This is a genomic window from Streptomyces sp. KMM 9044 (assembly GCF_024701375.2).
GTDB lineage: Bacteria > Actinomycetota > Actinomycetes > Streptomycetales > Streptomycetaceae > Streptomyces.
In genome coordinates this window covers 1,193,885-1,214,436 of record NZ_CP113910.1, presented here as the reverse complement: position 1 = coordinate 1,214,436, position 20,552 = coordinate 1,193,885, and the positions used below count along the sequence as shown (strand labels likewise).

The 20,552-nt window shown below is 73.0% G+C and carries 12 protein-coding genes; 10 read left to right on the top strand and 2 right to left on the bottom strand.

Features of this window, described 5'->3' with window-relative positions; genetic code table 11:
- Positions 1–117 precede the first annotated feature (117 nt).
- From alc to HUV60_RS05430, 3 genes are all read left to right on the top strand, one after another.
- On the top strand, positions 118–1,284 hold the full coding sequence (gene alc, locus HUV60_RS05440; RefSeq protein ID WP_257851945.1) for an allantoicase: 1,167 nt from the start codon (positions 118–120) through the stop codon (positions 1,282–1,284).
- A gap of 325 nt (positions 1,285–1,609) precedes the next feature.
- A complete protein-coding gene (locus HUV60_RS05435) occupies positions 1,610–3,664 on the top strand; it encodes a serine/threonine-protein kinase (protein WP_257851947.1) in 2,055 nt (684 codons plus the stop codon).
- Positions 3,665–3,859: 195 nt separating this feature from the next.
- The gene (locus tag HUV60_RS05430) at positions 3,860–5,821 is read left to right on the top strand and encodes an FHA domain-containing protein (RefSeq protein ID WP_257851949.1); all 1,962 of its coding nucleotides are present in this window, start codon (positions 3,860–3,862) and stop codon (positions 5,819–5,821) included.
- Positions 5,822–5,914: 93 nt separating this feature from the next.
- Here the strand turns inward: HUV60_RS05430 and HUV60_RS05425 are convergent, their stop codons facing one another.
- Together HUV60_RS05425 and HUV60_RS05420 are read right to left on the bottom strand one after the other, a co-directional pair.
- A complete protein-coding gene (locus HUV60_RS05425) occupies positions 5,915–6,142 on the bottom strand; it encodes a hypothetical protein (RefSeq protein ID WP_269441141.1) in 228 nt (75 codons plus the stop codon).
- Between the two features lie 143 nt (positions 6,143–6,285).
- Positions 6,286–7,308: a Gfo/Idh/MocA family protein gene (locus HUV60_RS05420; RefSeq protein WP_257851950.1), complete on the bottom strand. Its 1,023-nt coding sequence runs from the start codon at positions 7,306–7,308 to the stop codon at positions 6,286–6,288.
- 116 nt (positions 7,309–7,424) lie between these two features.
- Here HUV60_RS05420 and HUV60_RS05415 point away from each other — a divergent pair, with 116 nt between their 5' ends.
- The 7 genes from HUV60_RS05415 to HUV60_RS05385 all read left to right on the top strand — a co-directional run bounded on the left by HUV60_RS05415 (position 7,425) and on the right by HUV60_RS05385 (position 20,459).
- Positions 7,425–8,174, top strand: a complete 750-nt coding sequence (locus HUV60_RS05415) for a GntR family transcriptional regulator (RefSeq protein WP_257853107.1) — start codon at positions 7,425–7,427, stop codon at positions 8,172–8,174.
- Between the two features lie 304 nt (positions 8,175–8,478).
- Positions 8,479–9,663, top strand: a complete 1,185-nt coding sequence (locus HUV60_RS05410; protein ID WP_257851951.1) for an ROK family glucokinase — start codon at positions 8,479–8,481, stop codon at positions 9,661–9,663.
- Positions 9,660–10,238: a sugar kinase gene (locus HUV60_RS05405; protein WP_257851952.1), complete on the top strand. Its 579-nt coding sequence runs from the start codon at positions 9,660–9,662 to the stop codon at positions 10,236–10,238. The genes HUV60_RS05410 and HUV60_RS05405 overlap by 4 nt, the downstream gene beginning before the upstream one ends.
- A gap of 162 nt (positions 10,239–10,400) precedes the next feature.
- A complete protein-coding gene (locus HUV60_RS05400; RefSeq protein ID WP_257851954.1) occupies positions 10,401–13,412 on the top strand; it encodes a DEAD/DEAH box helicase in 3,012 nt (1,003 codons plus the stop codon).
- Complete coding sequence (locus HUV60_RS05395) at positions 13,409–15,694, top strand: SWIM zinc finger family protein (protein WP_257851956.1); 2,286 nt, start codon at positions 13,409–13,411, stop codon at positions 15,692–15,694. Before HUV60_RS05400 ends, HUV60_RS05395 begins: the two co-directional genes overlap by 4 nt.
- Positions 15,695–16,534: 840 nt before the next feature.
- Complete coding sequence (locus tag HUV60_RS05390) at positions 16,535–19,723, top strand: RHS repeat domain-containing protein (protein ID WP_257851962.1); 3,189 nt, start codon at positions 16,535–16,537, stop codon at positions 19,721–19,723.
- Positions 19,677–20,459 (top strand): HINT domain-containing protein, encoded by a 783-nt coding sequence (locus tag HUV60_RS05385; protein ID WP_257851963.1) that lies wholly within the window; start codon positions 19,677–19,679, stop codon positions 20,457–20,459. Before HUV60_RS05390 ends, HUV60_RS05385 begins: the two co-directional genes overlap by 47 nt.
- Positions 20,460–20,552: the final 93 nt, after the last annotated feature.

Here is a 20,552-nt window from a genome sequence, read left to right as displayed (position 1 = left end):
GCCTCCGATTCCCGGCCTCTGGCCTCCGGCTACCGACCCCCGACCCCCGACCCCCGACCCCTGGCCCTCGGCTTCCGATCCCCGACCCCGATCCCCGAAAGGAAGGACCGGATCACCGTGACCGCGCAGCACGCATCCCCCGCGGCCCGCTTCACCGGCGACGCGCGCCCCTACGGCGGCGGTGACCCGTACGCGGACTACCGCACCGCCGACTTCCCCTTCACGCAGCTCACCGACCTCGCCGACCGCCGGCTCGGCGCCGGTGTCATTGCCGCCAACGACGAGTTCTTCGCCGAGCGCGAGAACCTGCTGCTGCCCGGCCGTGCCGTGTTCGACCCCGAGCGCTTCGGACACAAGGGCAAGATCATGGACGGCTGGGAGACCCGGCGCCGCCGCGGCTCCCGCGCCGGGCACCCCTGGCCGGCGGCGGAGGACCACGACTGGGCGCTGATCCGCCTCGGCGTGCCCGGAGTCGTCCACGGCATCGTCGTCGACACCGCCCATTTCCGCGGCAACCACCCTCAGGCCGTGTCGGTCGAGGGCGCCTCGGTGCCCGGCTCCCCGGCACCGGAAGAACTGCTGTCGGACGAGGTGAGGTGGGCGACGCTGCTGCCGCGCACCCCGGTGGGCGGCCACGCGGCCAACGGCTTCGCCGTACCGGCCGGCCGGCGCTTCACCCATCTGCGCCTGTCCCAGCACCCCGACGGAGGCATCGCGCGGCTGCGCGTGTACGGCGAGGTCGCCCCGGACCCGGTGTGGCTAAAAGCCCTGGGCACCTTCGACGTCGTCGCCCTGGAGAACGGCGGCCGGATCGAGGACGCCTCCGACCGCTTCTACTCACCGCCCGCGAACACCATCGGACCTGGCCGCTCCCACCAGATGGACCACGGCTGGGAGACCCGGCGCCGCCGCGACCAGGGGCACGACTGGGTCCGCTACCGGCTCGCGGGCCAGGCGGAGATCCGCGCCCTGGAGATCGACACCGCGTACCTGAAGGGCAACAGCGCCGGCTGGGCCTCGGTGTCGGTACGGGACACGGAGCACGGCAGAGCCGATGGACAGGGCGGGGACGACGGGGACGGCGGCTGGCGGGAGATCCTGCCCCGGACCCGTCTCCAGCCCGACACCAACCACCGCTTCGTCCTTCCCGCCCCGGCGACCGGCACGCACGCGCGCGTGGACATCTTCCCCGACGGGGGCATCTCCCGGCTGCGCCTGTTCGGTTCGCTGACCGCGCAGGGGTCGGCCGCCCTGGCCACCCGCCACCGGGAGTTGGGCGGCTGACCCACCCGGCAGGCAGGGGCCGCGACGGACGAGGCGGGGATGCGTCCGGCCCGGGGCCGGGCCCGCAGGCGCTGTACGAGGGCTCCTGCACGCCGGGGCCGGTCTGCCCACGTCGGCGGGGAGGACGAACACCGGCGTCTCGTGAGGCTGAGGGCAGGAGACGACGTTGTTAGACTTCGGAGAACCAAAAGGGCCTGGTCTGCGTGTAGTTGAGGGTGACTGAGTCGTCGCACGCGGTGAAGGGCCAGGGGGTTGAGGGATGCCGGACGGATGGACGGTGTCCGGGCGCACCCGGCATGTCCGAGAGACTAGGGAGAACCGCCCGATGCACCACCAGGACACAGCGTCCTCGGACGCGGACCACGAGCGGCTGGTCGCCGGCCGCTACCGTTTGCTGTCCGGCCTGGGGGAGGGCGGCATGGGAACGGTGTGGCGCGCTCGTGACGAGGTGCTGCACCGCGAGGTCGCGGTCAAGGAGGTACGCGCACCCGCCGGGCTGCCCGCGGAGAAGGTCGAGCGCATGTACACCCGGCTGGAGCGCGAGGCGTGGGCCGCGGCCCGTGTCACCGCCCGCAATGTCGTCACCGTCCACGACGTGGTCACCGACGGTGGCCGTCCCTGGATCGTGATGGAACTCGTCCGCGGCCGGTCGCTCGCCGACCTCCTCAAGTCCCAGGGGACGCTGGCTCCTCGGGAGGCCGCACGGATCGGCGCCGAGGTCCTGTCCGCGCTGCACGCCGCACACGCCGCCGGAGTGCTGCACCGCGACGTGAAACCCGCCAACGTCCTGCTCGACGACGACGGCAGAGTGATCCTCAGCGACTTCGGCATCGCCGTGGTCCAGGGCAACACCGCTCTGACGATGACGGGCGAGGTCGTCGGCTCACCCGAATACCTCGCACCGGAGCAGGCGTTGGGGCGTGCTCTGGGTCCGGCGACGGACCTGTGGTCCCTCGGCGTGCTGCTCTACACCGCCGTCCAGGGCCGGTCACCCTTCCGGCAGGCCAATGCCCTGAGCACACTGCGCGCCGTCGTCGACGAGGAGCCGTCCCTCCCGCACCGTGCCGGGCCACTGGCCCCCGTCATCGAAGGACTCCTGCGCAAGGATCCCGCCGAACGCTTCTCCGCCGAACGGACGGCGCAGGAACTGCGGCTCATAGCCACGGGGGGCACGTCCGGTGCGGACACCACGGAGACGGACACGGTCGACGCACTGACCGTCGACGCGCCGACTGCCGACACCACCGTCGGCGTGCCGACTGCCGACCCGCGCACCGTCGGCGTGCCGACTGTCGACACCACCGTCGGCGTGCCGACTGCCGACCCGCGCACCGTCGGCGTGCCGACTGTCGACACCACCGTCGGCGTGCCGACTGCCGACCCACGCACCGTCGGCGTGCCGACTGTCGACACCACCGTCGGCGTGCCGACTGCCGACCCACGGACTGTCGGCGTGCCGACTGCCGACCCACGGACTGTCGACCCGCGAACGGTCGACCCGCGGACCGTCGACGTGCCGACCATCGGCGCGCCGGCCGACGGCGCACGGCTTCCGCTGCAGCCCTCGCCGGAGGACGACGCCGCGACGACCACCACCGACACACCGGTGGCTCCCGTGCAGACCTCGCCCGACACCTCTCCGGCAGCCACGGCCGACGCACTCCCCGCCGCCCGCCCCTCGTCCCCCCACGACACCGCGGTGGTCGCGGCCCGGACCTCCCCCGACCGGACACCCCCGGCGCCGCCCCTCGTGCCCTCGCAGGTTTCGTCGTCGCACTCCTCCCCAACGGCTCCGGCAACGGTCGCCGCCGAGGCGCCGGAGCCCGTCCCGCCACGCCGCGGCCGGCGTAAGGGATACCTGCTGGTGGCGGTGGCGGTCGTCTCCGCCCTGCTCCTCGGAGGACTGGGTTACGCCCTCGCGAGCAGGGAGGACGGGGACGGTGCGGACGCCGACGCCCCGGGCTCGAACGTGATTTCCCCCGCCCAGGGGAAGCCGGACGGTTCCTCCGCCGCAGGAGACGGGGAATCGGACGCCTCCGTGCAGCAGTCGGTGTCGGTGGCGGTCACGGGTACGAACACGACGTACTCGGGAAGCTGCCCGCCACCGCAGGAACAGGCCCCCGCGTTCACGGCCACCTTTACCGTGACGGAGCTGCCCGTGCGGTTCACCTATCGCTGGGTGTCGTCGGAAGGGTCTGTGGTCGACAGGACCTGGCGGACGCTGACGTTCCCGGAAGGCGGCCCCCGCACCCACCGGGAGACGGTGCGCGTGGCGACGTACGCGCAGGCGGGGACGCTCGCGAGTGCGATGGGCGTGGAAATCCGGTCGTCGCAGCAGACGGTGTCCGACACGGTGCCGTTCTCGCTGAACTGCGAGTGACGGCCAGGGCGGTGCGCCACGAGTCGTCCGGCGCGCGGTCCTCCTCCGACCGGTCCGATCCGGTCCGGAGCCAGGAATCCGGTGACCGATCGGCTCCGGATTCCGTCTTGGTTTCGCGTCATCCGGCCCTCGTACCGGACCAATCGCACGACGCGGTCCCGTCCGGCATCGAGGCATGTCTGCTAGGAGTATGAAGTGTCGTCGGTCATCGTGGGACGCACGGGTCCCTTCAGCGGTCAGAGTGTGGTGCTGGGCGCCGCTTCCCTGCGGTTCGGGCGCAAGAGCGACAACGACGTGATCATCGTCAGCACCCGAGCCTCCCGCCTGCACGCCGAGATCGTCGCGGAGGGTGACGCGTTCGTCCTCCACGACCACAACAGCAGGAACGGCACCTATGTCAACGACCGGCGCGTCACACGGCACGTGCTGGAGCACGGCGACGTCATCCGGATCGGTGACGAGACCTTCGCGTTCGAGACGCAGGAAGCCCTGGAGACGGTCATGGACCTCTCCCAGCTCGACATTCCGCGCGCCGCGGCCCCTGCTGACCCCGCCGGCCTCCGCGTCACGGTCGCCGGCGGGGGTCCGGTCGGCCTCGCCTTCGCCCTGATGCTGGAGAACGCGCTGGCGGGGCGCGTGTCGATCACCGTCTACGAGGGACGGTGGACCAGGACCGGCTCCGAGGTGGCCTGGAAGGACGAGACCCACGGAAACGTCCGCCGCCAGCAGGTCGTGACCGTCCAGAGCCGGCAGTACCTCGCGCTGACGGAGGAGATACAGGCCGCGCTGTTCTCCGACGCGGCCCACTTCTCCGAGATGTGGCCCGTCGGGCCGGACTCCGTCGGCGGCAGGCCTCCCCGCAACATCCGGATCGCCTACGTCGAGGACCGGCTGCTGGACCTGGCCAACAGCAAGGCCGCCATCCGGCTCGTGCCCAAGCGCTTCGACCCGTCGGAGCACGAGAGCCGGCTCACCCAGGAACACGTCCTGGTGATCTGCGAGGGCGGACGGTCCCGCACGCGCGAGCACTACGGCGACCGCTTCGGCGCAGCCGACGCCTCCATCTACTCCCTCGATGGCGAGCACCTCCAGGACGTGGTGCTGGGGCTGCGGGTCAAGTCGCCGCTCACGGATCAGATGAGCGTCCTGCTGACCGTGTCGCAGAACAGGTTCCTGCTCAACTCCCTGCGTGGCGAGGGCTTCCTGAACATGAGGCTCACCCGTGAGGAGGCCAAGGCCGTCATCGGTATCGATCCCGTCCGCCAGGTCTTCGAGGAGTGCATCGCCGCACGCCCCTGCGTGATGAGCCGCCACGAGGACAACGAGTTCGTCTGCCCCACCCACGGCACCCTCTTCCTGCCCGCCCTGTTGCGCGGCTCACCCCTGTGGAAGCGGATCCAGGAGGGCCTCAGGCTGTTCGGCGTGGCCGAGGACGACCTCAGCGCGATCACCTCGTTCCGGCTGGACATGGTGCAGCGCCCCCGGTTCACGGCGCAGCTCAGCCGCTCCACCGCGACGAGCCCGGGAACCTACGGCTTCCTGCTGGGCGACGCGGCCAACGCCATTCACTTCTGGCCGGGGCGCGGCCTCAACAGCGGTCTGGCCTCCGCGGTGTCCCTCGCCCGCTCGCTCGGCCAGACGTGGCGGGGACGGCCTCTGCGTGACGCCGACTTCATCCGGCACGAGGCCGCGATGTCCATGCTGCAGTACCGGCACAAGAGCCGTGCGTGGAACGCCATGGTCGCCACCGACGAAACAGGTGTCACCCGCGCCATCAAGGACATCATCGCCCGCAGCATGGAGCAGGACCCGGTCCGGGGCCCTGCCCGGGTGCCGGCCGTCGGTCCCGAGGCGGAGCGGCCCGACCTGGAGGCACTGTTCGAGCGGATGCGCGCGATACGTGAGCGTCTCGCACCCCGCCTCCCCGGCATGCCCGCCGACCGGGAACTGCGCGACCACCTCGCCACGCTCGCGCCGACGACCCTGCGGACACTTCAGGAAAGCGGCGCGTGGGACACGCTGATCGTCGGCGGCGAGGAGGTCGACATCGACCTCTTCTACCAGTCGGACGCTCCCGTCTATGTCGCCCGCCCCACGGACCCACGGACTCTCGGCCCCGATTCCGGCCCTCAGCAGACGACCTTCAACCCGGCCTGACGTCCGCGTCCCACGACGACCCGGTGCCCGCCCAGGCACCCGGTCGGCCAGACGCGGTGCCGCCGGGCTCCCCGGAGCCCTCACGTGCCGTCCTCAGCCGCACTTCCGGCTCTCCGCCACGGCGAACAGGGCGAAGCCCCGAACGAGCAGGGTGATGCCGGCGCAGATCCCGAGGCCGTCCAGGAACCCCGGCCGCCGCACCAGGCCCATGTCCAAGGCGGTGAACCCGGTCACCAGGCAGGCGGCACCCGCGGCAGGCAAGCGCGCCGGGAATCTCCGGCGGTTCCTCGTACGCAGGACGATCGCCGTGCTCGCGCGCATCGGCCACCGGGCGCGAGGGTGACGAGAAAGAGTTCATTCGCGCGCGGAGCACGCCGAAAGCCCGCGGCCGCCCAGGGCACGGTCCTGCCGGTCTCCGCATCCTGAGCACCCGGGCCCGTCGTCCGGCGCCCGCGGGCCCACACTCACCCGTAGGCAGACGCCGTCCTGCCCGCGATCTCCATCAGCCGCACCGGTCTGCGCTCCCGCCGGGACAGCTCGCACGCCTCTGCGACGCGCAGTGCCTGGAGGGCCTCGCGTCCGTCGCAGGGATTGGCCCGCTCGCCCCGCACCACCTCGACGAACCCGTTCAGTTCCGCCTCGTACGCGGGCCCGAAACGTTCCAGGAAGCCCGTCCACGGCTTGTCCGCGGCCGGCGGCCCGGTCGGTTCGGTGGACGCGATCGGAGTGCGGTCGTCCAGGCCGACCACGATCTGGTCCCGCTCCCCGGCGAGCTCCATGCGCACGTCGTAGCCCGCGCCGTTCATCCGCGTCGCGGTGAGGACGGCGAGCGTGCCGTCCTCGAGGGTGAGGAGCGCCGCGCCGGTGTCCACGTCGTCCGCCTCGCGGAACATCGCGGGACCCGCGTCGGACCCGGCGGCATAGACGTCCACGATCTCCCGGCCGGTCACCCAGCGCACGATGTCGAAGTCGTGGATCAGCGTGTCCCGGTACAGCCCGCCGGACTGCGGCAGATACCCGGCCGGCGGCGGCTCCGGGTCACTGCTCATCGCCCGTACGGTGTGCAGCCGGCCGAGCCGGCCCGAACGCACCGCCTCACGCGCGCCCGTGTAGCCGGGGTCGAACCGGCGCTGGAAGCCCATCTGCAGGACCGTCCCGGCCGCCTCCACCTCCGCGACCGCCTGCAACGTGCCCGCGAGGTCGAGGGCGATGGGCTTCTCGCAGAACACCGGCAGCCCGGAGCGGGCTGCCCGGCCGATGAGTTCGGCGTGGGCGGACGTGGCCGTGGTGATCACCAGGGCGTCCACCCCCCAGGTGTAGATCTCGTCCACCCCGGGCGCCGCCGTCTCACCCAGCCGGTGTGCGAGAGCCTGTGCCCGAGCCGGGTCGGCGTCCGTGAGGATCAGGGATCCCACGTCGCGATGCCTGCTGAGTGTGTGGGCGTGAATGGTGCCGATACGGCCCGTACCGATGACCCCGATGCGCATGGGAACAACCTGCGGCCCGCGTCCCTCCCTGTCAATCCGTATGTCCGGACAACCGAACTACACTACTTCCCGTCTACCACGCACGGGACTACGCTCGGGCCGTGCCCAAACCAGGAGTGGACCCGACCGTACAGCTGGAGCTGAGCGTGGACCGCGGCTCCCCCGTACCGCTGTACTTCCAGCTGTCCCGACAACTGGAGGCCGCCATCGAGCACGGCAGGCTGACCCCCGGGAGCCTGCTGGGCAACGAGATCGAGCTGGCCGGGCGCCTCGGCCTGTCCCGGCCCACCGTCCGCCAGGCCATCCAGTCCCTCGTCGACAAGGGCCTGCTCGTACGGCGGCGCGGAGTCGGCACCCAGGTGGTGCACAGCCAGGTCAAGCGGCCCCTGGAACTCAGCAGCCTCTACGACGACCTCGAGGCGGCCGGCCATCGCCCCGCCACGAAAGTCCTGGTCAACACGGTCGTCCCGGCGCCTCCCGAGGTCGCCGCGGCCCTCGGGGTGGCCGAGGCGGGCGAGGTGCACCGCATCGAGCGGCTACGGCTCGCGCACGGGGAGCCGATGGCGTACCTGGGCAACTACCTGCCCCCGGGGCTGCTGGATCTGGACACCCGGCAGCTGGAGGCCACCGGCCTGTACCGGCTGATGAGGGCGGCCGGGATCACCCTGCACAGCGCCCGCCAGACCATCGGCGCCCGCGCCGCCGGGGCCACCGAGGCCGAGCGGCTCGGTGAGGAGCGGGGCGCCCCGCTCCTCACCATGCAGCGCGTGACCTTCGACGACACCGGCCGCGCCGTGGAGTTCGGCACCCACACCTACCGGCCCGACCGCTACTCGTTCGAGTTCCAACTGCTCGTACGGTCGTGACGCCCCCGGCGCCGGGGGCCGGGGCCGGGGCCGGGAGTTCCGGTGAAGCCCGGGTGGTGTGGGCGACTTGGGGTGATCTTCATCGCATTGTCCGGACAATGTGACCGGATCGTGGGACGAGGTGTCGAAATGCGAGAGTTGTTTCGGCGCGCGCAGTCGTTCGGAAACCGCCGGGAAACCGCCGGGAGGCCGTCCGAGGGCCACCGGGAAGCAGCCGGGAGCGTCCCGGAGGCAGCGCGCGTCACGCGGTCCCTTTGCTCCCGGGTACGCTGCCCAGGGGCACGGTGAGGCAGAATCGGCGACGATGAGCACCTACCGCGACCTCACACTCCCCAGGGCGCTGAGTTCCGCCCGGGCGGGCGCCGCCCCGATCGGCTCCCGCCGTGCTCCCGTGCTCCGCACGGTCGGCACCCGGGAACGCCGCTCGCACCTGACGGCACCGCGCGTGCCGACCGTCGGCATCGACATCGGTGGCACGAAAGTGATGGCGGGCGTCGTCGACGCCGACGGCAACATCCTGGAGCGGCTCCGCACGGAGACCCCGGACAAGTCCAAGAGCCCGAAAGTCGTCGAGGACACCATCGTCGAACTGGTGCTTGACCTGTCCGACCGGCACGACGTGCACGCGGTCGGCATCGGCGCGGCCGGCTGGGTCGACGCCGACCGCAACCGCGTGCTGTTCGCCCCCCACCTCTCGTGGCGCAACGAGCCGCTGCGCGACCGTCTCGCCGGCCGTCTCGCCGTCCCCGTCCTGGTCGACAACGACGCCAACTCCGCCGCCTGGGCCGAGTGGCGCTTCGGCGCGGGACGCGGCGAGGACCACCTCGTCATGATCACGCTGGGCACCGGCATCGGCGGCGCGATCCTCCAGGACGGCCAGGTCCAGCGCGGCAAGTACGGAGTCGCCGGCGAGTTCGGCCACATGCAGGTCGTCCCCGGCGGCCACCGCTGCCCCTGCGGCAACCGCGGCTGCTGGGAGCAGTACAGCTCCGGCAACGCACTGGTCCGCGAGGCGCGCGAGCTGGCCGCCGCCGACTCGCCGGTCGCCTACGGGATCGTCGAGCACGTCAAGGGCAACATCGCCGAGATCAGCGGCCCGATGATCACCGATCTGGCCCGCGAGGGCGACGCCATGTGCATCGAGCTCCTCCAGGACATCGGCCAGTGGCTCGGCGTCGGCATTGCCAACCTCGCCGCCGCCCTCGACCCCTCCTGCTTCGTCATCGGCGGCGGGGTCTCGGCCGCCGACGACCTGCTGATCGGCCCCGCGCGGGAGGCGTTCAAACGGCAGCTCACCGGCCGCGGCTACCGCCCCGAGGCCCACATCGTCCGTGCTCAGCTCGGTCCCGAGGCGGGCATGGTCGGCGCCGCCGACCTCGCCCGCCTGGTCGCCCGCCGCTTCCGCCGTGCCAAGCGCCGCAGGGTCGAGCGGTACGAGCGGTACGAGCGGTACACGGAGGCCGGCCGAGCCACCCAGGAGACGCCGTGACGAGCGACGCCTCCCACCAGTCCGACCGTTCCGGCGGACCCCGGCCGCCCGAGGGCCGCGGGCACATGATCCGCCGCAGGGCGCTCACCCTCCTGATCATCGTGCTGCTCATCGGCGTTCCCGCCGGATACCTGATGATCTCCGCGAACCAGAGCCGGGCCAGCGGCAAGGACAAGGAGGCCAGGTACTCGGCGAACGGCCTGACCCAGGGCTGGCCGTCGAAGGTGCAGCGCCGCCTCTACCAGGTGCCGGTCCCGCACCCCGCCTGGTGGGTGGCCACCTACGAGACGAACAACTGGAAGACCAGCCGCCTGTACGTCGAGTTCGAGACCACCGACGCCGGCCTGAGCGCCTTCCTCACCGGCATGGGCGTCCAGCAGGACGACCTGGAGCCGGACAGCATCACCATCGGCGAACGCGACCGGGAGGTCACCGGCTGGAAGTTCGACCGTCCCGGCATCTGGTCCGGCCTCGTCAACGAACAGGAGAACCCCGCGCCCACGCACGATGTCGTCGTCAACGAGGGCAAGCCGGGCTTCCCCAGGGTGTACGTCGTCTCCCGTACGGTTCCCTGACCCGCACCACCGCTCCCGTCCCGTGACCGGGGGTGCCCGGTCCGGCCGGGCCAGGCCGCCTGCACCGATTGTCAGTGCCCGCCCGTAGAGTCGAAGACGAAGGCGCGGACGACACGGGTGGGCATGGAAGGCGACGGGGACGGGCGGGCGGTGACAGGGCGCATGAGCGAGGCGGCCGTGACGGCCGACCGGCACACGGCAGGGACGCGCACGGGCGCGGGGGACCCGGCGACCGGGGCCGTCACCGCCGAAGTGATCTCCGGGATTTCCGTCGGTCTCGCCGCCGTCTTCCTGTCGTCGGCCCTGCCGCGCGACGGACGCGTCGCCTTCTACGACCCCGGTGGGCCCGGCCCCGCCGAAGCCGCGCCTGCCGGGCCGGAGCCTGCCGGGCCGGTCGCGGGCGGCGTCGGTGGTCCGCGGTCCGACGAATCCGTACCCGAGCCGTCGGCACCTGCTCTGCGTACGCGGCTCACCGTCGTCCGCCCGCACGGCGACGGGGTCCGGCAGCGGACGGTCGGCGCGCTCTCCCTCTCCCTCGACGAGGCCCTGCCCCTGCTGGTCCGCGCCCGGCACGCCCCCGCGGCGCACCCCGCCACCGCCTGCTGGGGCGCCGCCGCCCTGCACGCCCTGCGGCTCACGGCACGCGGCCGGCTGCTGCCCGGCCTGACGGCCACCGGCCACGACGCCTGGCGGGCCGGCCCTCTCGAACCGGACGACGTGGCACACCTGCGCGCGGTGGCCGCGGCCATGCCCTTCGAGGGCCACGCCGTCGCGCTGCCCGGCCCCGGCCCGCTCCGGCTGCCGCAGCCGGAAGCCCTGGTCCGCGCCTTCCTGGACGCGGTCGCGGACACCCTTCCCCGCACCCCGGCCGCGCCGTACGCCTCGGGGCTGCCGTTCGCCGCCCGCACGGCCCAGCGGCTGCCCGGCGCCCACGACTGGGCCGCCGAGGTCGCCGCCGGCATGGACGCCGGGGTGCGTGTCTCGCTCCGCCTCGACCTCTCCGCGTACGACCTGTTCGACGGCTCGGGCGAGGGTGCGGGGGGCACCGGCGCGCGCGGTGCGGGCGCGGCGGTCGTCCAGGTGCACAGCCTCGCCGACCCCACCCTCGTCGCCGACGCGGCAGCCCTGTGGGCGGGGACGGCGGACAGCGCGTTCGGCCCCCGCGCGCGCGTGGACGCGGCCCTCGCCGTCCGCCGGGCCGCCCGCGTCTGGCCCCCGCTGGACCGGCTCTCCGCCCAGGACGTCCCCGACGTACTGCCCCTGTCCGAGGACGAACTGAACGACCTGCTCGGCGTCGCCGCCACCCGCCTTGCCGCGGCCGGCGTCGCCGTGCACTGGCCGAGAGACCTGGCCCAGGACCTGACCGCGACGGCGGTGGTCCGGCCGGCCCCCGGATCGGCGACCGACGGGAGCGGCTTCTTCGAGAGCGAGGACCTGCTGCGGTTCGGCTGGCGGATCGCGCTCGGCGGCGACCCGCTCACCGAGGCCGAGATGGACGCCCTGGCCGAGGCCCACCGCCCCGTCGTCCGGCTGCGCGACCAGTGGGTGCTGGTCGACCCCGCCCTCGTCCGCAAGGCCCGCAAACGGGAGCTGGGCCTGCTCGATCCCGTCGACGCGCTGTCGGTCGCCCTCACCGGTACCGCGGAGGCCGACGGCGAGAGCGTCGAGGCGGTCCCCGTCGGCGCCCTCGCCGTTCTCCGGGACCGCCTCACCGCGGGCGTCCGGCCGGCCGAGCCGCCCCCCGGACTCGACGCCACCCTGCGCGACTACCAGCTGCGGGGCCTGGGCTGGCTCGACCTCATGACCTCCCTCGGCCTCGGCGGCTGCCTCGCCGACGACATGGGCCTCGGCAAGACGGTCACCCTCATCGCGCTGCATCTGAAACGGGACCGCGCCGAACCGACCCTGGTCGTCTGCCCCGCCTCGCTGCTCGGCAACTGGCAGCGGGAGATCGCCCGGTTCGCCCCCGGCGTCCCCGTACGCCGCTTCCACGGCCCGGACCGGACCCTGGACGGCCTGACCGGCGGCTTCGTCCTCACCACCTACGGCACCATGCGCTCGGCCGCCCCGACACTGGCCGCACAGCGGTGGGGCATGGTCGTCGCCGACGAGGCGCAGCACGTCAAGAACCCGCACTCGGCCACGGCGAAGGCCCTGCGCACCATCCCGACCCCCGCACGCGTGGCCCTCACCGGCACCCCCGTCGAGAACAACCTCTCCGAGCTGTGGGCCCTCCTCGACTGGACGACCCCCGGACTCCTCGGCCCCCTCACGTCCTTCCGCGCCCGGCACGCCCGCGCGGTGGAGGCCGGCGAGGACGAGGAGGCCGCCGAGCGCCTCTCCCGCCTGGTGCGGCCCTTCCTCCTGCGGCGCAAGAAGTCCGACCCCGGCATCGTCCCGGAGCTGCCGCCCAAGACGGAGACGGACCATCCCGTCCCGCTCACCCGTGAACAGGCCGCGCTCTACGAGGCGGTGGTGCGTGAGTCGATGCTCGCCATCGAGACCGCCCAGGGCATGGGCCGCCGGGGCCTGGTGCTGAAACTGCTGACCGCGCTCAAACAGATCTGCGACCACCCGGCGCTCTACCTCAAGGACGAGCACGCCCGGCCCGGCCACACACGGGCCGGCGGCGACCGCCTCGTGGCCCGCTCCGGCAAACTCGCCCTGCTGGACGAGCTCCTCGACACCGTGCTCGCCGAGGACGGATCGGCCCTGGTCTTCACGCAGTACGTCGGCATGGCTCGGCTGATCACCGCACATCTGACCGAGCGCGCGGTGCCGGTCGAGCTCCTCCACGGCGGTACGCCGGTACCGGGGCGGGAGCACATGGTGGACCGCTTCCAGAGCGGTGCGACGCCCGTCCTGGTCCTGTCCCTGAAGGCGGCCGGCACCGGCCTGAACCTCACCCGCGCGGGCCATGTCGTCCACTTCGACCGCTGGTGGAACCCGGCGGTCGAGGAGCAGGCCACCGACCGCGCCTACCGCATCGGCCAGACCCAGCCGGTCCAGGTCCACCGCCTGATCACCGAGGGCACGATCGAGGACCGCATCGCCGGGATGCTCGAGGCCAAGCGGGCCCTCGCCGACGCGATCCTCGGCTCCGGCGAGTCCGCCCTCACGGAACTGACCGACCGCGAGCTGTCCGACCTGGTCTCCCTGCGGAGGGCGTCATGACACCCCGTCCGTCCGACGAGGCCCGGGAGGCCCTGAGAGCTGCACGCAGGCGCGCGAGCGCCGATCCGGCGCCGGACGCGGGGGAGCCCGCGGGAACCCGGGACCAACAACGCCCCGGTGACGTGGCCCGTGACGCCCTCCACAGGGCGGTACGGGCCCGGCGTGCTGCGGACGCGGGAAGCCCGCAGACGGGGACGGACGGGGGCGGGGGCGGGCACGGGGCCGGCGACGCGAAGGGCGGCTCGGGCACGGTGGCGGAAGCGGGGACAGTGACGGGGCACGGGCGGCCGGTGGTGACCGGTGACGCCGTTACCGACACCGGCGTGCAGGCGGAGGGGCCCGCAGGGGAGGCGGACGCCCGCGCCCTGCCGTCCGCTGCCCACGACGTCCAGAGCCGCCCGGACCGTCCGGATCACCCGGCGCCGCGGCCCGCCCGGCGCCCCGGCGACATCGCGCGGGAGGCCCTGCGTTCGGCCCGCGAGGAAGCGCTGCGCGCGCGAACGGAGACCAACGACCGGCCCTCCGGTGAGCGATCCTCCGGTGACTGGCCCTCCGGTGAGCGGGGGAGCGACGGGCGAGCGGCCGCCACCGGCCCTCACACCGGCCGAACCCCGTCGGGCACCGCTCCCCGCGTTCCGCGCGTCCCCCGTACCACCCGGGGCGAACGCGCAGCCGGTATCCGGACGGCCGAGGAGACGGGAGTGCCCGCGGTACGGGACCTGCTCACCGACGCCGTCCCCGCATTCCCGCCCCCGCCCTTCGACGCGGCCGAGCCGCCCCCGAAGCCCGACGGCCGGCCTCACATGCCGCCGGCCGCCCACGAGCCGCCGGCCGCGCCGCACATGCCGCCGACCGCCCACGAGCCGCCGGCCGCCCACGAGCCGCCGGCCGCCCACGAGCCGCCGGCCGCCCACGAGCCACCGACCGCCCACGAGCCCTCGGCGCCCTCGGCGCCCTCGGCGCCCTCGGCACAGCCGACCCCCCCTCCATCCCCCGCCACCCCCCGAACGCCCCGCTCCATGGCCGCCCCCACCCGGGACGGCGAGTTGCGCCGCACCTTCCCCGCGTTCCCGTCCCGCGCCCCGGACGGCACGGGGTTCGCCGACACCTGGTGGGGCGACGCATGGGTCACGGCGCTGGAGGAGGGCGCGCTCGATACCACGCGGCTGGTCCGTGGACGCCGGTACGCCGAGCGGGGGCACGTCGACGCCATCACCGTCACCCCCGGGCTCGTCCTCGCGTACGTCCAGGGAACCCGTCCCCGCCCGTACCGCGTGCAGGTACGGCTGCGCACCTTCGCGGACGACGAGTGGGAGAGGTTCCTGGACGCGGCCGCCGACCGGCCCGGCCACATCGCGGCCCTGCTGGACAAGGAGATGCCCCAGTCCCTCGCCGACTGCGGGGCCCCGCTGCTGCCCCGCCCCGGCGACCTCGACCCGCGGTGCAGCTGCCCCGATTCCGGTCACCCCTGCAAGCACGCCGCCGCCCTCTGCTACCAGACCGCCCGGCTGCTCGACGCCGACCCGTTCGTGCTGCTCCTGCTGCGCGGCCGGGGCGAGCGCGACGTGATCGACGCCCTGTCCCGGCTCAGCGCCGCCCGCACGGCCCGCGCCACCCGGGACAGGGAACCGGAACCCCTCCCGGGGGTGCGGGCACGTGAGGCCGTCGCCCCGCGCGCCCTACCGCCCCTTCCGACACCGCTGCCACCTCCTCCGCACCCGGAGCAGCCGCCCGTCTACCCGGCGGCCCCGGGCGGCCCGGACCCGTTCGCGCTGGACCAGCTCGCCACCGACGCCGCCGCCCGCGCCCACGCGCTGCTCACCACCGGCCGCGATCCCGTCGGCCGGCTCACACTGTGGCAGGACGCCGTGCGGCTCGCCGCCGCCCGCCCCGGCTCCGGACTCACCGCCGCCAGCCGCGCGCTGTACTCCTCCCTCGCCCGCGTGACCGGGCGCGCCCCGGCCGAGCTGGCCCGCGCGGTCGCCGCCTGGCGCCAGGGAGGGCCGGCCGGGCTCGAGGTCCTGGAGGATCCCTGGGACCCGCCGGCCGGCCGCTTCGACCGCGCCCGCCCCCTCCTCCTCGCCGCCGACCTGCCCGCCTTCCGCCCCTGGCACAACCACCTCACCCACCCCCGGGGGCACCTCCAGCTCCGCCTCGGCCGCAACCACCTCTGGTACGCGTACGAGTCCGAGCCCGGCCACGACGACTGGTGGCCCCGAGGCACCCCCGCCCCGGACCCGGTGGGCGCCCTCACCGGCCTGGACACCCCGCGCACTCTCTGACCCGGCGCAGCGGAACGAAGGCGCCCGCGCCGACCACCACCAGTCGTCACCGTACGCCGCCGCGCTGTCACCCGAACGGTACGCGCCCATGCTTCCGCGTGCGGCAGTGCGGCCGCTCCGTTGCGTCCGGCGCTCCGGCCGCTCGGCGCGACCGCCCGGGTGGTGCGGCGATGCCGCCGACCGGCCGGCGCCACGAAGCGCGCACAACTCCTTCACGGCAGGTGCGCTTTCGGTCGACGGGCGGGCGCAAGGCCGCTCGCGGGGGAGACGGTCGCCGGGGCGCGTGCCTGGCCTCCCGGCTCATGAGATCACCACCGGGACGCCTCGGGCCCGCCGCCGTCCTCGCCCTCGTCCTCGCCCTGTTCGGCACAGCTCCCAGGCCGCCGCGGCCGAACCCGCGCCCGCCGAGCTGACGTTCACCGTTCCCGGCGAACTCGCCGGAGACGACGGCGCTCGCCGACCACGAGCGGACCTATGACATCCCGCAGGTCGACGCCTGCGCCTACGCGCGTCCGGAGGCGGGCCTGGAGTGCCCGGCCGACGGCGGCTGCGCCGGCAGCTTCGACGCAGTCCCGGGCAGCGCCATGCTCCACTCCGTCGACATCCAGCGGCGGGTGCGGATCGGAGATCAGTTCCTTCTCCCCTGGGACGGGACCGGCGTGCTCACTCCGGGTGGGGACGAGGTGCGGGTGCGTCCGATGGGTGAGGCGCTGCTCGTCCCCGGGGAACAGGACGACACGGTCGGTCCAGGTAGTGCGATATCCCTCGGTTGGCACGAGGAGTCCGGCCAGGGGCCCGCGCCAGGTGGACCCTCCGGAGTCCCTCAGGTGGTTCGAGACGATGCGGGACCGCGGCCGGTCGGCCCTGCCCACCGAGGTCCAGGAGCTGAACGGCACCGGCGACGGCTACATCACCATCGACCGTACCGAGTACGACATCCACGGCCGCGAGACCGCGACCTGGGACGCGGACAACCGTAAGACGTCCGTCAAGTACACGCCCGCGACGGTGGCCCGACCCACCCAGCAGATCTCCACCGACCCCCTCGGACACACCGAGACCACGGTGCTCGACGACGTCCGCGGCCTGCCGCTGGTCGAGGAGGACGCCAACGGCAAGAAGGCCACGATGGAGTACGACCCGCTGGGCCGGCTCCTGAAGGTCTGGGAGATCGACCGTGACCCGGCGACCCAGACGCCCACCGCCGCGTACGACTACACCGTCCGCCGGGACGGCCCGACGGTCGTCACCACGCGGACGCTGAAGGACAACGGCCAGTACGCCGTGTCGTACGAGATCCTCGACGGCCTGCTGCGCGAACGGCAGACCCAGGACAAGGCGATCGGCGCCGGCCGGATCGTCAACGACGTCTTCTACGACAGCGCCGGCCGGGTGTGGAAGGAGAACGACGGCTACTACAACAAGGACGACCCGGCGCCCGAGCTGCTCCAGGTCGGCGACCAGGACGTCCCCTCCCAGAACCGGGTGACCTTCGACGGCCTGGGCCAGCCCACCTCCGAGGCGTCCTGGTACCGGGGCACGGAGAAGCTGCGCACCACCACCGAACGCGACGGGGACGTCTCCACGACGATCCCGCCGAAGGGCGACACGGTCACGGCGACCTTCGAGGACGCCGAGGGCCGCGTGGAGCGGCTGCGCGAGTACACCGACGAGGCCCGCACCAAGTGGCGGGACACCCTCTACGAGTACGACGACCTCGACAACCTCCGCAAGGTGACCGCGCCCGGCGGTGCCGTCACCACGTTCGAGTACGACAAGCGGGGCCGCCAGACGGCCTCGACCGACCCCGACGGCGGCCGTACCGAGATGCGGTACGACAACTCCGACAACGTGGTGGAGACCACCGACCCGCTGGGCCGGTCCCTGTTCACCACGTACGACGACGGCGGACGCCCGACCACCCTGCGCGAGGGGAGCACGACCGGCCCCAAGCGCCTGGAGTGGACCTACGACTCCCTCTACAAGGGCCTGCCGACCGCGCAGATCCGCTACGAGGGCGGCCGTGAGTACCGGGAGGAGGTCACCGACTACGACAACGCCTACCGGGTGAAGAAGTCCCGAACGGTGATCCCCGCCGAGGAGACCGGCGTGGCCGGCACGTACGAGTACGAGTACTCCTACACGCCGACCGGCAACCTCGCCTGGGTGTCCGTGCCGGGTCTGGGCGGTCTGGTCACCGAGCGGATCGTCTTCCGCTACAACACGGACGACCTGCCGATCTTCATCGGCGGCGCGTCCACGTACCTCGCCAACGCCCAGTACTCGGCGTTCGGCGAGATCCTGCGCACCGACGCGGGACCGGCGGGCAAGCAGGTGTACGGCACCTACGTCTACGACGAGTTCACCCGTCGCCTGCAGAGCGCCACCTTCGACCGCTCGGTCGGCCCGGGGCGTATCAACGAGGCACGGTACGGGTACGACGAGGCAGGCAACGTCACCAGGATCACCGACGCGCCGGGTGCCGCCGCCCCGGGCTCCGGCGAGACCGACACGCAGTGCTTCGTCTACGACCAGCTCAGGCAGATGACCTCCGCCTGGACGTCGAAGACGGCGGACGACTGCGCGGCGGCGCCGTCGAAGGAGAGGGTCGGCGGCCCGGAGGCGTACTGGCAGTCGTTCCAGTACGACGCGGCCGGCAACCGGACCAAGCTCGTCGAGCACGACACCACGGGCGACGCCGCCAAGAACGTCACCCGTGACTACGTCTACGGAAAGGAGGGCGTCGGTGGTCCGAACGCGCTGGCCGAGGTCAAGTCGACCGGCCCGAGGGGCGAGACCCTCGCCACCTTCGGCTACGACAAGGCGGGCAACACCACCGGGCGCCAGCACGGCGGCAGCAGCCAGACTCTCGAGTACGACATCGAGGGCCAGCTGCGCGAGGTCACCCAGCCCGTCGAGGGCGGCGGCACCAAGACCACGTCGTACCTGTACGGCGCGGACGGCGAACGCCTCATCCGGACCGGCGCGGACGGCAGTCGCACGCTCTACCTCGGCGACGCGGAGCTGACCGTCAACGCGGCCAACACCAGCGCGAAGGCGGAACGCTTCTATCCGCTGCCGGACGGCTCCACGACGGTCCGCGCGACCGGCGGGGTCCGGCAGCTGATGCTGGCCGACCACCACGGCACGTCCCACACGGTCGTGGACATGGCGGACACGGCGATGGGCGTCACGCGGCGCAAGTCGATGCCGTTCGGCGAGACACGGGGGTTGGAGCCCGCGTCCTGGCCCGGGCAGCGCGGCTTCGTGGGCGGCACGGTCGATGCGGACACCGGACTGACCCGGCTGGGCGCCCGTGACTACGACCCGGCCACGGGGCGGTTCATCCAGGTCGACCCGATGGTCGACTACGGCCAGCCGGCCACGATGAACCCGTACGCCTACAGCAACAACGCGCCGGCCACCTTCTCCGACCCGTCGGGTGAGTTCTTCCCGATCCTGATCGGTATCGCGGCCCGGATCGCCATCCAGGCGGCGATCCGCGCGGCGGCCCGCCGGGCGGCGATCATCGCGGCCCGCAAGGCGGCCCAGGCGGCGGCCCGTCGTGCGGCGGCGCTGGCGCGCAAGCGTGTCCTGGAGGCGGCCAAGCGCGCGGCGGCCAAGGCCCGCCGTGAGGCGGCCCGCAAGGCGGCGGCGGCCAAGCGCGCTGCGGCCAAGCGGGCGGCGGCCCGGGCGGCGGCCAAGCGGGCGGCGGCGCGTAGGGCGGCTGCCCAGGCGAGGGCCCGCGCGGCCCGCGCGGCGGCGAGGAAGGCGGCGGCCCGCAGAGCCGCGGCCCGCAAGGCGGCGGCCCGCCCGCAGCCGCGTGCCAAGCCCCGCTCCCAGCCGAAGCCGAGGCCCAAGCCGCGGCAGGTGAAGCGGGCGGTGAAGAAGGTCGCCAAGGAGGTCAGGGAGACCGTCAAGGAAGAGGTCCAGTCAGCGGGCCTGCGAGTCCAACAGTTTCGTTCCGGGCACCAAGGTCCTCATGGCCGACGGCTCCACCAGACCGATCGAAAAGGTCAGGCCCGGTGACAAGATCCTCGCCACCGACCCAAGGACGGGGAAGACCTCCGTCCAGACGGCCACGGCGACGATCATCGGCAAGGGCAGCAAGGACCTGGTCCGTATCACGCTGACGGTCCACGAGGGTTCCACCCGCCGGGCCGAGGCCATTGCGACAGTCACCGCCACAGCTGGCCACCCCTTCTGGGTGCCGTCCCTGGGTGTGTGGATCGACGCCGGTGAACTGAAGCCGGGCCAATGGCTCCAGACGTCCTCGGGTACCTGGATCCAGATCGGCGCGGTTGAGGCGTGGACGGCGCGGAAGGCGACAGTCCACAACCTGACCGTCACCGATGTCCACACGTACTATGTGCTGGCAGGCGAGACTCCGGTTCTCGTTCACAACAGTAATTGCCCCACGAGTGCTGCGAATGGAGAGAAACTTCGTAGGCAGCTCGCGGAGGAGGCTGGTCAACTTCCGGGGATTCGCTCTGCGGACGACATCTTCGATACTCCGTCTGCCCTCAGGGGTGGCGTAACACCCGATCAGGTCAAGCCGTTCTTTGCGGGTAAGTCGGGATGGCGCGAAGAAGGGTTGGGGCGCGGCAAGAATGCTGGAGGTGGATGGGTGATTCGCGAATACACGGGTCGAGGAGATCCGACCGGGCGGATGCTCAGGTGGAATCCTGGCGGTGGCCATCATGGCGATGGTGCCTACTGGAGAGTCGTGGGCCCTGAAGGAGATCTGGGAGGGATCATTCGATGACCGGGGAGCGAAAGCTGGCCGAGTTTCGGCGGTGGACTCTCGCCGTGTTGGACCTGCTCAGCGCAGAACCCGATCGTCAAGCTGCGTATTTGC

Coding starts and splice junctions, on each gene's coding strand:
- HUV60_RS05435 (WP_257851947.1), top strand. CDS start 1,610: ATGCACCACCAGGACACAGCGTCCTCGGACGCGGACCACGAGCGGCTG.
- HUV60_RS05425 (WP_269441141.1), bottom strand. CDS start 6,142: ATGCGCGCGAGCACGGCGATCGTCCTGCGTACGAGGAACCGCCGGAGA.
- HUV60_RS05420 (WP_257851950.1), bottom strand. CDS start 7,308: ATGCGCATCGGGGTCATCGGTACGGGCCGTATCGGCACCATTCACGCC.
- HUV60_RS05410 (WP_257851951.1), top strand. CDS start 8,479: ATGAGCACCTACCGCGACCTCACACTCCCCAGGGCGCTGAGTTCCGCC.
- HUV60_RS05400 (WP_257851954.1), top strand. CDS start 10,401: ATGAGCGAGGCGGCCGTGACGGCCGACCGGCACACGGCAGGGACGCGC.
- HUV60_RS05395 (WP_257851956.1), top strand. CDS start 13,409: ATGACACCCCGTCCGTCCGACGAGGCCCGGGAGGCCCTGAGAGCTGCA.
- HUV60_RS05390 (WP_257851962.1), top strand. CDS start 16,535: ATGCGGGACCGCGGCCGGTCGGCCCTGCCCACCGAGGTCCAGGAGCTG.
- HUV60_RS05385 (WP_257851963.1), top strand. CDS start 19,677: ATGGCCGACGGCTCCACCAGACCGATCGAAAAGGTCAGGCCCGGTGAC.